Origin of the sequence: Catenulispora sp. EB89 (genome assembly GCF_041261445.1) — a bacterium.
Lineage (GTDB): Bacteria > Actinomycetota > Actinomycetes > Streptomycetales > Catenulisporaceae > Catenulispora.
In genome coordinates, this window is the sequence record NZ_JBGCCU010000007.1 from 77,279 (window position 1) to 91,629 (window position 14,351).

At 70.2% G+C, this 14,351-nt stretch carries 12 protein-coding genes; 8 read left to right on the top strand and 4 right to left on the bottom strand.

The features are described 5' to 3' along the window. Positions 1–48 precede the first annotated feature (48 nt). From ABH920_RS16945 to ABH920_RS16975, 7 genes are all read left to right on the top strand, one after another. The gene (locus ABH920_RS16945; RefSeq protein ID WP_370349956.1) at positions 49–1,692 is read left to right on the top strand and encodes an APC family permease; all 1,644 of its coding nucleotides are present in this window, start codon (positions 49–51) and stop codon (positions 1,690–1,692) included. A gap of 106 nt (positions 1,693–1,798) precedes the next feature. Continuing rightward, the gene (locus ABH920_RS16950; RefSeq protein WP_370349957.1) at positions 1,799–3,097 is read left to right on the top strand and encodes a TetR/AcrR family transcriptional regulator; all 1,299 of its coding nucleotides are present in this window, start codon (positions 1,799–1,801) and stop codon (positions 3,095–3,097) included. A 31-nt stretch (positions 3,098–3,128) separates the two neighbouring features. Next, positions 3,129–4,283 carry an acyl-CoA dehydrogenase family protein gene (locus ABH920_RS16955; protein WP_370349958.1) on the top strand — a complete coding sequence of 385 codons (1,155 nt, stop codon included), beginning with the start codon at positions 3,129–3,131 and terminating at the stop codon, positions 4,281–4,283. Between the two features lie 39 nt (positions 4,284–4,322). Next, the gene (locus ABH920_RS16960; protein ID WP_370349959.1) at positions 4,323–5,543 is read left to right on the top strand and encodes an acetyl-CoA C-acetyltransferase; all 1,221 of its coding nucleotides are present in this window, start codon (positions 4,323–4,325) and stop codon (positions 5,541–5,543) included. A gap of 17 nt (positions 5,544–5,560) precedes the next feature. Then, a complete protein-coding gene (locus ABH920_RS16965; RefSeq protein WP_370349960.1) occupies positions 5,561–7,714 on the top strand; it encodes a 3-hydroxyacyl-CoA dehydrogenase NAD-binding domain-containing protein in 2,154 nt (717 codons plus the stop codon). A gap of 126 nt (positions 7,715–7,840) precedes the next feature. Further along, a complete protein-coding gene (locus ABH920_RS16970) occupies positions 7,841–8,362 on the top strand; it encodes a Clp protease N-terminal domain-containing protein (protein ID WP_370349961.1) in 522 nt (173 codons plus the stop codon). 75 nt (positions 8,363–8,437) lie between these two features. Then, positions 8,438–9,325, top strand: a complete 888-nt coding sequence (locus tag ABH920_RS16975) for a DsbA family protein (protein ID WP_370349962.1) — start codon at positions 8,438–8,440, stop codon at positions 9,323–9,325. Between the two features lie 45 nt (positions 9,326–9,370). On the opposite strand, the gene ABH920_RS16980 is transcribed toward ABH920_RS16975, so the two are convergent. The 3 genes from ABH920_RS16980 to ABH920_RS16990 all read right to left on the bottom strand — a co-directional run bounded on the left by ABH920_RS16980 (position 9,371) and on the right by ABH920_RS16990 (position 11,628). Further along, a complete protein-coding gene (locus ABH920_RS16980) occupies positions 9,371–9,904 on the bottom strand; it encodes a hypothetical protein (protein WP_370349963.1) in 534 nt (177 codons plus the stop codon). Between the two features lie 63 nt (positions 9,905–9,967). Then, complete coding sequence (locus ABH920_RS16985; RefSeq protein ID WP_370349964.1) at positions 9,968–11,131, bottom strand: epoxide hydrolase family protein; 1,164 nt, start codon at positions 11,129–11,131, stop codon at positions 9,968–9,970. Between the two features lie 2 nt (positions 11,132–11,133). Beyond that, the gene (locus ABH920_RS16990) at positions 11,134–11,628 is read right to left on the bottom strand and encodes a hypothetical protein (RefSeq protein WP_370349965.1); all 495 of its coding nucleotides are present in this window, start codon (positions 11,626–11,628) and stop codon (positions 11,134–11,136) included. Positions 11,629–11,785: 157 nt separating this feature from the next. Between ABH920_RS16990 and ABH920_RS16995 the strand changes: the two genes are divergently transcribed. Further along, positions 11,786–13,765: a glycoside hydrolase family 9 protein gene (locus ABH920_RS16995; protein ID WP_370349966.1), complete on the top strand. Its 1,980-nt coding sequence runs from the start codon at positions 11,786–11,788 to the stop codon at positions 13,763–13,765. A gap of 40 nt (positions 13,766–13,805) precedes the next feature. On the opposite strand, the gene ABH920_RS17000 is transcribed toward ABH920_RS16995, so the two are convergent. Continuing rightward, positions 13,806–14,234: a GtrA family protein gene (locus ABH920_RS17000; protein ID WP_370350282.1), complete on the bottom strand. Its 429-nt coding sequence runs from the start codon at positions 14,232–14,234 to the stop codon at positions 13,806–13,808. Positions 14,235–14,351 lie beyond the last annotated feature (117 nt).

A 14,351-nucleotide genomic window follows, 5' to 3' on the forward strand; every position in this document is an offset into this window, starting at 1 on the left:
CGGGCGCAGAAAGGTTACAAAAGCACCCTTTCGGACCACACCCCGACTATGGCGGTACAAGACGCGGCCCCCGGGGCGTCCGGAAACCACTCGACCCACCTGCGGCGCGACATCGGCCTGATCGGCCTCCTGTGGGCCTCCGAAGGCTCGATCATCGGCTCGGGCTGGCTGTACAGCGCGCAGAAGGCGCTGGTCGCGGCCGGCCCGGCCGCGCTGATCAGCTGGGGCATCGCCGCGGTGGCGATCATCGCGCTGGCGTTCGTGCACGCCGAGCTCGGCGGCATGTTCCCGGTCGCCGGCGGCACCGCGCGCTACCCGCACTACGCCTTCGGCGGCGCCGCCGGGGCCTCGTTCGGGTGGTTCACCTGGCTGCAGGCGGTGACCGTGCCGCCGATCGAGGTGCAGGCGATGATCGGCTACGCGCAGCACTACACGTGGGCCGACAGCTGGCAGCACAAGGACGGCACGCTCACCGGCTACGGCGAGCTGGTCGCGATCTTCCTGATGGCGGTCTTCACGGCCGTGAACTTCCTCGGGATCCAGAAGCTGGCCGCCGTGAACAACGCCGCGACGTGGTGGAAGGTCGGCGTGCCGCTGTTCACGATCTTCGTGCTGGCGTTCACGCACTTCCACGGCTCGAACTTCACCGCCAAGTCCGGCGGCGGTTTCATGCCCTTCGGCGCGCACGGCATCATGACGGCGGTGTCGACCTCCGGCATCATCTTCGCGCTGCTCGGCTTCGAGCAGGCGATCCAGCTGGCCGGCGAGTCGCGCAACCCCAAGCGCGACATCCCGCGCGCGACGATCCTGTCCATCCTGATCGGCGCCGCGATCTACATCCTGCTGCAGGTGGTCTACATCGCCGCGCTGCCGGCCGCGAGCTTCGCCGCCGGGTGGGCGCACCTGGACTACAAGAACATCAGCGGGCCGTTCGCGGGGCTGGCGACGCTGGTCGGCCTGGGCTGGCTGGCGACCATCCTGTACATCGACGCGATCATCTCGCCCGGCGGCACCGGCCTGATCTACACGACGTCGACCTCGCGCATCACCTACGGCCTGAGCAAGAACGGCTACGTCCCGGTGCAGTACGAGTACGTCACCAAGCGCGGCGTGCCGTGGCTGGGGATGCTCACCGCCTTCGTCGTCGGCTGCATCTGCTTCCTGCCGTTCCCCAGCTGGCAGCAGCTGGTGTCGTTCATCACCTCCGCCAGCGTGCTGATGTACGCCGGCGCGCCGCTGGCCTTCGGCGTGTTCCGGGAGAAGCTGCCGGACGTCGAGCGTCCCTACCGGCTGCGCGCCGGCGAGGTGCTGGCGCCGTTCGCGTTCATCGTGGCGAACTACATCATCCTGTGGGCCGGCTGGTCCACGGACTGGCGGCTCGGGGTCGCGATCGTGATCGGCTACGTGCTGCTGGCGATCTCCCGGATCTTCCACCTGAACCCCGCGCACCCGCCGCTGGAGCTGCGCGCGGCGCAGTGGCTGCTGCCGTACCTGCTGGCCATGGGGATCATCGTCTGGACCAGCGCGTTCGGGCCGATGAAGCACCCGTGGTTCAACGAGTGGTGGTCGCTGGTCGTGGTCGCGGTGCTGAGCCTGGTGATCTACTACTGGGCCAAGGCGGTGGCGCTGCCGGTGGAGCGGATCCGGGCGCACCTGGCCGACGTCGCCGTGATCGACGCCGGCGGGCACTGAAAGCCCGGCGGGCACTGAAAGCCGGCGGGCACTGAAGCCCGGCGTGCGCCGAAGCCCGAGGGGCGCGGCCTTGTCAGCGGCGGCAGCCCGGGATCAAGCTGGCGGCATGACGACCCGGACCCCGCGGACCAGCGCACGCCGCGACCAGCTGACGGCGATCGCCGCCGGCCTGTTCGCCCGCGACGGCTACCACAACGTGACCGTCGGCGACATCGCCGCGGCCGCGGGCCTGTCGGGGCCGGCGATCTACCGCCACTTCCCGGGCAAGCAGGCGATCCTCGCCGAGGTGGTGCGCTCGGGCTTCGACGAGATGGCCCGGGTCGTGGCCGCCGACCTGGCCGGCACCTCGGACCCGGCCGAGCGGCTGCGCCGCACCTACCGGGACCTGGCGGCGTTCGTGATCCGGCGCCCGGAGTTCGGCGTGATGTGGCGCCGCGAGTACCGCCACCTGGCCCCCGACGACGCCGCCGAACTGGCCAAGCGGATGGGCCAGGCCTCGGACGCCGCGGTCGCGGAGCTGCGGCTGCTGCGACCGGAGCTGGAACCGGCGGACGCGGAGCTGGTGTCGTGGGCGGCGATGAGCGTGATGGGCAGCATCTCGGACCACCGCGTGCGGCTGCCGCGCGCGGCGTTCGAGGAGCTGCTGGCGGGGATCGCGATGGATGTGGCGGCGGTGGAGTTCGGCGAGGTGGAGGAGGATGACAGGCCCGACGAGCCGGCGACGGGAGACCGGAAGGAGCTGATCCTCGCGGCGGCGGCGCGGCTGTTCTGGGATCGCGGGTATCACGAGGTGACGCTCGACGAGATCGGGGCGGCGGCGGGGATCGCCGGGCCGAGCGTCTACAGCCACTTCGCGGGGAAGGCTGAGCTGCTGCGGACGATCACGGAGCGGATCGGGGAGCGGTTGCGGCGGGATCTCGCCGACAGTGCGGCTGCGATGGCCGCCGGCGCCGCGCGTGAATCGGTCGTGGCTTCGGCCGCCGAGCCTCACCAATCAGCCGCCGCCGCCGAACCAGCCGCCGCGCACGACACCGCCGCCCTCGCCGCCCTAACCGCCCTCACCGACCTGGCCACCCGCTACGTCACCACCGTCCTCACCTCCCGGGACCTCGTCGCCGCCTACTTCACCGAAGGCCACAACCTCCCCGACCGCGACCGCGCCGAGACCCGCCGCTTCCAGCGTGCCTATGCCGCGCACTGGGCCGCGCTCCTGGCCTCAACCGATCCCGCGGCGTCGGCCGAGGAGATCCGGATCCGCGTCCTCGCGGCGTTCGCCGTAGTCAACGACACCGCGCGGACCCGCCGACTGCTGGAGCGCCCCGGGCTCGCCGCCCGGTTGCGGGGACTGATGCTCGCGGTGCTCTTGACACCGGTGGGCCGGGCGCGCGATGTTAATCGCCGTTAGGCGGTGGGCCTCGGCAGATATGGAGCCGCAGATGAGCAGGTCGTCCTGGGCGAGCGATGACGTGGAGGCGTTGCGGGAGCTGGCGACGTCCTTCTTCACCAACGAGGCCTTGCCGCGGGAGGAGGAGTTCGCGGCGCAGGGCTTCCCCAGCAAGGACATGTGGCAGGCGGCCGGCAAGATCGGGTTGTTGTGCGCGTCGATCCCCGAGGAGTACGGCGGCGGGGGCGGCACTTTCGCGCACGAGGTCGCGATCATCGAGGCGCAGATCCGGACCGGCGCCGGCGCGATGGCGATCATCGTGCACGCCGGCATCGTCGCGCACTACATCAACGCCTACGCCACCGAGGAGCAGAAGCGCCGGTGGCTGCCGCGCATGGCCGCCGGCGACCTGGTCGGCGCGGTCGCCATGACCGAGCCCGGGACCGGCTCGGACCTGCAGAACGTCGCCACCAAAGCGGTCCGCGACGGCGACGAGTACGTCATCAGCGGCGCCAAGACCTTCATCACCAACGGCCACACCGCCGGCCTGATCGTCATCGTCGCCAAGACCGACACGGCCCAGGGCGCGCACGGCGTCTCTCTGCTGGTCGCCGAGGTAGGCGACCTCGGCCACGAAGTCCCCGGCTTCCAGCGCGGCCGCGTCCTGAAGAAGGTCGGCCAGCACAGCACCGACACCGCCGAGCTCTTCTTCGACGGCCTGCGCGTCCCGGCGGAGAACCTCCTCGGCGGCGTCGAGGGCCAGGGCTTCATCCAGCTCATGGTCCAACTCCCGCAGGAACGGCTGCTGGTCGCCGCCGCCGGCATGGCGATGCTGGAAGCCGCCGTCGACCACACCGTGGCCTACACCAAGCAGCGCGAAGCCTTCGGCCGCCCGCTGTTCAAGCTCCAGAACACCCGCTTCGAGCTCGCCGAGTGCGCCACGATCGCGCGCGTGGCCCGGGTGTTCTTCGACGACTGCGTCGAGAAGCACCTCGACGGCGGCCTGGACGCCACCACCGCCTCCATGGCCAAGTACTGGATCACCGACCGCCAGACCGAGGTCATCGACCGCTGCGTGCAGCTGCACGGCGGCTACGGCTACATGCTCGAGTACCCCATCGCGCGGCTCTTCGCCGACGGCCGCGTGCAACGCATCTACGGCGGCGCCAACGAAATCATGAAGGAACTGATCGCCCGCTCGCTGTAGCGGACCGGGCCCAGGACAGACGAAAAGAAAGGAACAGCGATGTCGAACGCGTACGTCTACGACGCGATCCGGACACCGCGCGGCCGGGGCAAGCAGAACGGCTCGCTGCACACCGTCAAGCCGATCTCCCTGATGGTCGGCCTCATCGAGGAGATCCAGGCCCGCCACCCGAACCTGGACCCCGCGCTGATCGAGGACGTCATCCTCGGTGTGGTCTCCCCGATCGGCGAGCAGGGCTCGGACATAGCCAAGGTCTCGGCGCTGGTCGCCGGGCTCCCGGACACCACCGCCGGAGTGCAGCTCAACCGGTTCTGCGCCTCGGGCCTGGAGGCCGTGAACACCGCCGCGCAGAAGGTCGCCTCGGGCCTGGGCGAGGACCTGATCCTGGCCGGCGGCGTCGAGTCGATGTCCCGCGTGCCGATGGCCTCCGACGGCGGCGCCTGGTTCGAGGACCCCGAGACCGCCTACGACATCTCCTTCATCCCGCAGGGCATCGGCGCCGACCTGATCGCCACGATCGAGGGCTTCTCGCGCACCGACGTCGACGAGTTCGCCGTCCGCTCCCAGGAACTGGCCGCCGCGGCTCGCGCCGCCGGCCACTTCAAGAAGTCGGTCGTCCCGGTCCGGGACCGCAACGGCCTGACCATCCTGGACGAGGACGAGTTCATCCGCCCCGGCACCACCGTGGACACCCTGGCCGGCCTGAAGCCCTCCTTCGAGGCGATCGGCGACCTCGGCGGCTTCGACGCCGTGGCGCTGCAGAAGTACCACTGGGTCGAGAAGATCGACCACGTCCACCACGCCGGCAACTCCTCCGGCATCGTCGACGGTGCCGCGCTGGTCCTGGTCGGCAACGAGCACGCCGGGCAGGCCGCGGGCCTGACGCCGCGGGCCCGCATCCTGGCCACCGCGGTCTCCGGCGCGGACTCCACCATCATGCTCACCGGTCCGGCGCCGGCCTCGAAGAAGGCGCTGGCCAAGGCGGGTCTGGGCATCGAGGACATCGACCTGGTGGAGATCAACGAGGCGTTCGCGGGCGTGGTGCTGCGCTACGTGCGCGACATGGGCGCCGGTCTGCCGCTGGAGAAGGTCAACGTCAACGGCGGCGCGATCGCGATGGGCCATCCGCTGGGCGCCACCGGCGCGATGCTGATCGGCACGATCGTGGACGAGCTGGAACGCCGGGACCTGCGCCGTGGTCTGGTCACCTTGTGTGTCGGCGGCGGTATGGGCATCGCCACCATTGTCGAGCGGGTCTGAGGGCGGGGACGAGGAACATGAGCGAGCAGAACCACATCCGCTGGGAGCGGGACGCCGACAACGTGGTCACCCTGACCATGGACGCGCCCGGCCAGTCGGCGAACACCATGAACCGGGCGTTCATCGAGGCCCTGGGACCGGTCCTGGACCGGTTGGAGGCCGAGCAGGACCAGATCGCCGGTGTCATCGTCACCAGCGCCAAGAAGACCTTCTTCGCCGGCGGCGATCTCAATGAGCTGATCCAGGCCCGGCCCGAGGACGCCGCCGACATCATGGCGCGCAACCTGCAGATCAAGGCCCTGCTGCGGCGCCTGGAGACCCTGGGCAAGCCGGTGGCCGCGGCGATCAATGGGGCGGCGCTCGGCGGCGGCCTGGAGATCGCGCTGTCCTGCCACCACCGCGTCGCGCTGGACGCCAAGGGCTCTGAGATCGGCTTCCCCGAGGTCACCCTCGGGCTGCTGCCCGGCGCCGGCGGCGTCGTGCGCTCGGTGCGACTCCTCGGCATCACCGACGCGCTTCTCAAGGTCCTGCTTCAGGGCCAGCGCTACAAGCCGAACGCCGCGCTCGAGCACGGCCTGGTCCACGAGGTCGCGGCCACCCCCGAGGAGATGCTGGCCGCCGCGAAGGCCTGGGTGCTGGCCAACCCCGAGGCCAAGCAGACCTGGGACGTCCCCGGCTACAAGATCCCCGGCGGCGACCCGAAGAACCCGAAGTTCGCGGCGAACCTGCCGGCCTTCCCGGCGAACCTGCGCAAGCAGCTCAAGGGCGCGAACTACCCGGCGCCGCGCAACATCCTGGCCGCCGCCGTCGAGGGCGCGCGCCTGGACTTCGACAACGCGCTGACCGTGGAGGCGCGGTATTTCGTCGAGCTGGTCACCGGCCAGGTGGCGAAGAACATGACGCAGGCGTTTTTCTTCGACATGCAGAAGGTGACCAACGGCGCCTCGCGGCCCGAGGGGTACGAGCCGTGGCAGGCCACCAAGGTCGCGGTGCTCGGCGCGGGCATGATGGGCGCCGGCATCGCCTATGTCTGCGCGCGGGCCGGGATCGAGGTCGTGCTGAAGGACGTCAGCGTCGAGGCCGCCGAGAAGGGCAAGGCGTACTCGGCCGGGATCCTGGACAAGGCGGTCGCGCGCGGCAAGATGACCCGCGAGGCGGCCGACGCGGTCCTGGCCCGGATCCACCCGACCGCCACCGCGGCCGACGCCGCCGGTGCCGACCTGGTGATCGAGGCCGTCTTCGAGTCCCCGGAGCTCAAGGGCAAGGTCTTCGGCGAGATCCAGGACGTCGTCGCCCCCGACGCACTGCTGGGCTCCAACACCTCCACGCTGCCGATCACCGGCCTGGCGCAGGCCGTCAATCGGCCGGCGGACTTCATCGGGCTGCACTTCTTCTCCCCGGTGGACAAGATGCCGCTGCTGGAGATCATCGTCGGCGAGCAGACCTCCGACGCGGCCATCGCCAAGGCCTTCGACCTGGCCCGGCAGATCAAGAAGACGCCGATCATCGTCAACGACAGCCGCGGCTTCTTCACCTCCCGGGTGATCGGCCGCTTCCTGGACGAGGCGATGGCGATGGTGAACGAGGGCCTGCGGCCCAACTCCATCGAGCAGGCCGGCTCCCAGGCCGGCTACCCGGCGCCGCCGCTGCAGCTGATGGACGAGCTGACGCTCACGCTGCCGCAGAAGATCCGCAACGAGGCGCGCGCCGCCGCCGGGCAGGACTGGGTCGAGCACGGCTCGGAAAGCGTGATCAACCGCATGGTCGACGAGTTCGGCCGTGGCGGACGTTCGGCGGGCGCCGGGTTCTACGACTACGCGGACGGCAAGCGCACCGGGCTGTGGCCGGGCCTGCGCGAGGCGTTCCCGCCGCACGTGGGGATCCCGTTCCAGGACATGCAGGAGCGGATGCTGTTCGCCGAGGCGCTGGACAGCGTGCGCTGCCTGGACGAGGGCGTGCTGCGCTCGGTCGCCGAGGCGAACGTCGGCTCGATCCTCGGGATCGGCTTCCCGGCCTGGACCGGCGGCGTGATCCAGTACATCAACGGCTATGACGGCGGCGTCACCGGCTTCGTGGCGCGCGCCAAGGAACTGCACGAGAAGTACGGGGAGCGGTTCGCGGTGCCGCAGTCACTGATCGTGAAGGCGGAGCGCGGGGAGCGGATCGAGTAGGTCCGGGGAGCTCTGGAGAGGGCTCTGGACGGCTCTGAACAGGGCCGATGACGGCGCCGGGCGAGCGGCATGGCATGATCGCCTGGCGCCGTCCGGCGTCCTGGTCACGGTCGAGGGTTCAGTGCGATGTCCGATGTGAAAGAAGAAGTACTGAAGAGCTACGGCTTGTACGAGACGGCCGCCAAGCGGGCGCTTTTCGACGCCAAACAGATGGCCAGGGACCTGGGGCATCCGTACATGGGAACGGCGCACCTGTTGGTCGGGGTGCTCCGTCATGAACACCACGGACAGCGGGCGACGCCGCCGATCGAGATCGATGTCGAGCGGGTTCACGCAAAGGCCGTGCGTCGGCTCGGTAGCGGGGTGCCCATGCCCGAGGGGCACATTCCGTACACCTTCGGCAGCTATAAGACTCTTATAGCGGCGGCCACCATCGCTCGGGTCCGGCAGGACGACCACATCTGCACCGGACATCTGCTTTTGGCCCTGGCGCTCCCCATGGCCCCGGATGCGTCCGTATCCGCGGCGGGATTCCTCCGCCGCAAGCAGCGCTCGCAGGACCCTGGGTTCTACGACTGCGCGCAGCGTTTGTTGAGCGACGTCGCCGGTTCCCTGGATCGCGTCCGCGAAATTCGCGCTGTGCTGTGATAATTGGCTGTCTGCCCTCTAACATGGCCTGCCATGAGGGGGAGACTAGCTGTGTTGATACTTTCCGGTGTCCTGATGGCGGGTTGCGCGTCGCAGGGCACGACCAATAACGGCGCGGGCGCCGGGTCCGGCACCGAAGCGGGCTCGGCCACCGGATCCCGAAGCGGGTCCGACACCGGCGTGGGAACCGATCCCGCGACCGGGCCGGGTGCCGGGGTCGCGGTGAGTTCCGGGGCGGGTTCGGGGATCGGCGGGGCGTCCGGCGCGGCGCCGAGCGGTGCGCATTCCGGTGCCACCGGTGCCACCGGTGCCACCGGTACTGCCAGTTCCGCTGCTGTCGGCCACACGTCCGCCGCGCCGTCCTCCGGTGCGTCGGCGCCTGCGTCGGCATCGGCGTCCGGACCGGGGTCGGTTGCCGGCAAGGACGCGACCGTGATCGTCGGCGTCGGCAAAGTGCGGGTCGTCATCTATGAGGACTACCGCTGCCCGGTGTGCAAGCAGGTGTACGACCAGATCCAGCCGGTGATCTCGTCCAAGCTCGGATCCGGCAGCATCAAGGTCGAGTTCCACGCGGTCGACCTGATCGACCACAACACCGGCGGCAAGGGTTCGCTGGCCGCCGGCAACGCCGCCAGCTGCGCGTTGCAGGCGTTCAAGTTCCAGCCGTACCGCGAGGCGCTGTTCGCGGCGCAGCCGAGCGAGAGCACCGATGCCTTCGCCGATCCCAACGAGCTGATCAGCATCGCCAAGACCATCTCGGGGCTGGACAGCCCGACGTTCGAGGACTGCGTGCGGACGCAGCCGTACGGCGCTTCGATCGACAGCACGTATGCCGCCGAGTACGGCTCCGGCAAGCTCGTCGGCGTCCCGTCGGTGTTCATCAACGGTACGCAGTGGAATGTGCCGACCTCGGGCGACGTCGCGGCGTCGTTTACTCAGGCCCTGGCTGCCGCGGGGGCCTGATCCCAGCCGTCGGGGCCGGTTCCCCCGCCGGATCCGGCCCCGGCTTCAGGATGGATGGTGCTCGGCGGGGGAGAAGTCGACCGCGATGATCTTCTCGGTGGCGTAGCCGTCGAGATCTGCGGCCAGCCAGTTCTGGCCGGGCCGCGCGCGGTGCAGGCGGAACGTGCCGCCGGTGCTGTTCGTACCGACGATGCAGCACACCGGCACCGGGGCTTCCAACGCGGCCGCCAGGTGGGCCACGCGCACGGCGAACCAGAGCCCGTGTCGTAGCAGCAGCGTCTGATCCGCTTCGCCGATCACGGGTTCGCCGTCCGCGCGGAAGCGGCGCTCGACCGGGATGACGTCGTCGAGGTGAAAGCTGTTGGTGCCGCACTCCCAGCCGGTCAGGTCGTCGAAGCCGCCGGGTGCGCCGCCGGCCTGATCGCGGTGTCTGGCGAGTACGACCACCTCGTCGCGCCGCACGACGCCCTCGGCCAGCAGCTGGTGCAGCCGGGGCGCCTTGGCCGGTGGCGCCTCGCCCAGTGGGAAGTCAGGGCCCAGCGATCGCGCCGCCGCATCGTTCATCCGTACCGTGAGCACGCCGTACAGCATGATCGACCGGCCGGTTTTGAACAACTTGATGCTCAGGTCCTGCGAACCTGCCTACCGCAGCCCGTCGAAGAACTCGCCGATATCGGCGGCCAGCACGTCCGGCACCTCCATCGCCGCGAAGTGCCCGCCACGCGGGAACACCGTCCAGCGCTGGATCTGGTACAGCCGCTCGTACCACGAGCGCGGGACTTCGCCTTCGGGCACGTACTCGTTCGCGAACACCGCCATCGCGGTCGGCACGCTCACGTGGTCGTCGGGGCCGATCGGAAGGCCGTGCCAGCGGTTGTCGTAGTAGTCGCGCATCGAGGTGGTGATGGAGTCCGTCACCCAGTACAGGGTCAGCATGGTCAGCAGGGCGTCGCGGCCGAAGGTGGCGTCCAGGTCGCCGCCGCTGTCGGACCAGGAGCGCCATTTGTCCAGGAGCCACGCGGCCAGGCCGGCGGGGGAGTCGTTCAGGGCGTAGCCGAGGGTCTGCGGGCGTGTCGACTGCACGGCGCTGTAGCCGCGCTCGGTCTGCTCCCAGCGCTCCACGTGCTCGACGTACGCCTGCTCCTGCGGCGTCAGCGGCGCGGAGCCGGGGCCGGTGTAGGGCGCCAGCTCCGGGGTGCTCAGGTGGATCCCGATCATGCGCTCGGGCGCCGACAGCGCCATCTGGGTGGCCACGCCGGCGCCGAAGTCGCCGCCGCACGCGCCGTACCGCTGGTATCCGAGCCCTTGCATGAGCTCGTGCCACAGGCCCGCCACGTACCGCCGGTCCACGCCGGCCCGCGCCGGCCGCTGCGAGAAGACGTAGCCCGGCAGCGAGGGCACCACCAGGTCGAATCGGTCGCCGAGGCGGTCGACCAGGCCCAGCAGCTCGGCGAAGGTGCTGGGCCAGCCGTGGGTGAGGATCAGCGGGATCCGGTCGCCGGCGCTTTCGCCGCCCGCGTTGCCGCCTGCGCCGCCTGCGCCGCCACCACGGTGATGCACGAAGTGGATCGGAGTCCCGTAGACCGTGGCGACCCGGTGCTGATACCGGTTGAGCTCACGCTCCGCCTCGCGCCAGTCGAACCCGTCGGCCCAGTACGCCAGCAGTTCCCGCAGATATCCCAGCTCGATGCCCTGACTCCAGGCATCGCCCGGCGCCGGGTCCGGCCACCGGGTCCTGGCGATCCGCTCGCGCAGATCGGTCAGGACGGCTTCGGGTACCGCGATGGCGAACGGATCAACGCGCATGCTCAGTCCGTACAGTAGGGGCTCTGGTTCGACGTGCTCAGGCTCATCAGCTTCCACTTGTCATTGTCGGGCAGGATGCTCACCTTCAGGCACGCGTGCTGGTTCGCCGCGTCCTTGGCCGCGTGCGCCACGTAGTCCAGGCTGATGCCCTCGCCGAGCAGGCACAGGATCCCGCCGCACAGCACCATCACCGCGGCGTGCAGCGCCACCGTGCTCAGGATCGGGTGGTCGGAGACCGTGTTCGACAGGGTGCTGGTGTCGCCGCGGGACAGGAAGCGGACGCAGGGCGGGGCCCCGCAGATCTTCTGCGCGTCACCACTGGCCGGCGCCGAAGAGGCGACCACGGTCGTGCCGCCGGAGGAGCCGCCCGAGCCGCCCGAGGAGCCCGAGCCGGAGCTCGAATCGGCGGTCGACTTGCAGGCCGCCGCGAACACCATCAGCAGCGTCAGGATCAGTGCCAGGCCACCCCTGGTCCGGGCACTCTTGTGATCGGCCATGTCCACCCCCATCGTTCATTTACAGGCCTTCGTCCACATTAGCGTGGCGGCGCCGTCTGTTCCGGGCCGATTCAGACCCTTGACGGCGTGCGGTGCCCTGGGTAGGTTCACCGCACGTCTCGTTAGGAACCTTTCCTAACCAATGAGGGGGCACCCCATGGTTTCCAGGGCACGACCACGTATCCGCCGCGGCACGCCCGGACGCGTCGCGCGGCACCGCAGGGCCGTCGCCGCGCTCACCGCCGTCGGCCTGGCCGGTCTGACCGTCGGCACCGCGACCGTCCTGTCGCAGCCCGCGCAGGCCGCCACCACCGGGCTGGTCCGGGTGGACCAGGCCGGGTTCCTGGCCGGCGACGTGAAGCAGGCGTACCTGATGACCGGCGCGGTGGTGTCCGGGGCGTCGTTCTCGGTGCTGAACGCGGCCGGCGCGACGGTGCTCACCGGCAAGGTCGGCGGGACCAGCCTCGGCAAGTGGAACACCGCCTACCCGGACGTGTACCCGATCGTCTTCAGCGGTCTGAAGACCCCGGGCACGTACCACATCAAGGTCGCCGGCAGCGCCGCGGGAACCTCGCCGTCGTTCACCGTGACCAGCGCCGGCTCGCTGTACGGCAAGCTCGTCACCGACGGCGTCACCTTCTTCCAGACCCAGCGCGACGGCTCGGACGTCATCGCCGGCGCCCTGAACCGGCAGCCCTCGCACCTGCACGACGCCGCGGCGAGCATCTACGCCTGGCCGACGTTCGCCGCCGGCGGCTCGGACACCATCACCAGCTCGGACCTGACCAAGCTCAGCGGCACGGTCGACGTCTCAGGGGGCTGGTTCGACGCCGGGGACTACCTGAAGTTCTCCAACAACGAGGCCTTCGGCGACATCACGCTCCTGGCCGCGCAGCGCGCCCTGGGCTCGGCGGCCCCGGCCACGCTGTCCGCCGAGGCGCACTACGGCGAGACCTGGCTGAACAAGGCCTGGAACCAGAGCACGAAGACGCTGGTGCTGCAGGTCGGCATCGGCACCGGGAACTCCGCCGGCACGTTCTTCGGCGACCACGACCTGTGGCGGCTGCCGCAGAAGGACGACGGCGACACCGCCACCGCCGACCGGTACGCGGCCGCGCACCGCCCGGCGTTCCTGGCGGCGAGCCCAGGTGGGAAGATCAGCCCCAACATCGCCGGGCGGGTGGCCGGTGCGTTCGCCCTGGCCGCGCAGGTGGACGCCGCCGGGAACCCGACGCAGGCCGCCGCCGAGTACCAGGCCGCCGCCTCCGTCTACGCCCAGGCCGACACCAGCGCGCCGCCGAACCCGCTGACCACGGCGCTGCCGAACGCGTACTACCCGGAGCCGATCTGGCACGACGCGATGGAGTTGGGCGGCGCGGAGCTTGCGCTGGCCGCGCAGAAGCTGGGGCACAGCTCGTCGTCGTACCTGTCGCAGGCGGCTACCTACGCGAAGGACTACTTGGCGTCGGACACCGGCGACACGTTCAACCTCTACGACAACAGCGCTCTGGCGCACGCCGACCTGATCAAGGCGATCGCCGCCGCGGGGAACCCCTCGGGTCTGGCGGTCACACGGGCCGCGCTGACGGCGGACTTGAAGCGTCAGGTGCAGTCGGCGGCGAGCAAGGCGGCCTCGGACGTCTTCCACGCCGGCGGCAACTACGCCGACTTCGACGTCGACGCGCACACGTTCGGGTTCCTGACCGAGGAAGCGCTGTACCGGCAGGCCAGCGGCGACACGTCGTTCGCGGCGTTCGCCACCGAGCAGCGGGACTGGCTGCTGGGCGCCAACGCCTGGGGGCTGGCCTTCATGGTCGGTGAGGGGAGCAACTTCCCGAAGTGCATGCAGCACCAGGTGGCGAACCTGTCGGGGAGCCTGACCGGCACCGGCGCGATCGCCACCGGCGCGGTGATGAACGGGCCGAACAACACGAGCAACTTCGCCGGCGGGCTGGGGTCGTACCAGACGGGGATGAAGCAGTGCCCGGCCGGCGGGACGGACGCGTACAACAAGTTCACCGGCCACAGCAGCCGCTTCTCCGACGACGTCCGGTCCTGGCAGACCAACGAGCCGGCGCTGGACATGACCGGCTCGGCGGTCCTCGGCGCGGCGATGCAGGAGACGCTGGGCGGCTGAGCCCGCGCGGCGTGCGAGCGCGGCCCCTGATGCTGGCGGATCAGGGGCCGTCGGCGTTCCGGAACACCACCCAGCGCATCACGCAGTACATGTAGACACCCTCAGCAAGCCCCGAAACGACGCGCGCCACCGCGAACCCGACCCCGATCGACGTCAGCCCACTGCCGACGCCGAGCACGAAGACCAGGTAGTTGACCCCGACGGCCACCGCGTACCGCGTGGTCTGCGCCCCGAGCGCGCCATGCGACCGGAAGTTGAACGCCCGATTCAGCACGAAGCTCAGCGCGAACGCAGCGAGGTAGGAGACGGTCACCGCCGCCGGGTACGGCCAGTGCAGCACGCGATGCGCCAGCGTCAGCAACACGAGGTCCACTGAGAAGGTGAACCCGTTGATGACGGCGAACCCCAGCAAGCTCGGCGCGACGACGCGCGAAAGCCCAAAGGGCAGCCTGGCGACGACCGCGACCATCAGCGCATGAAAGCGCCGACCCCGGCGCGCCGCGCGCCCGGCCGACGGGGACTCGACGGCGACGTTCTCCTGAACCACCCGGGCAGGGTAGTGGGCCGAGCGGTCTTCTTCGCGAAC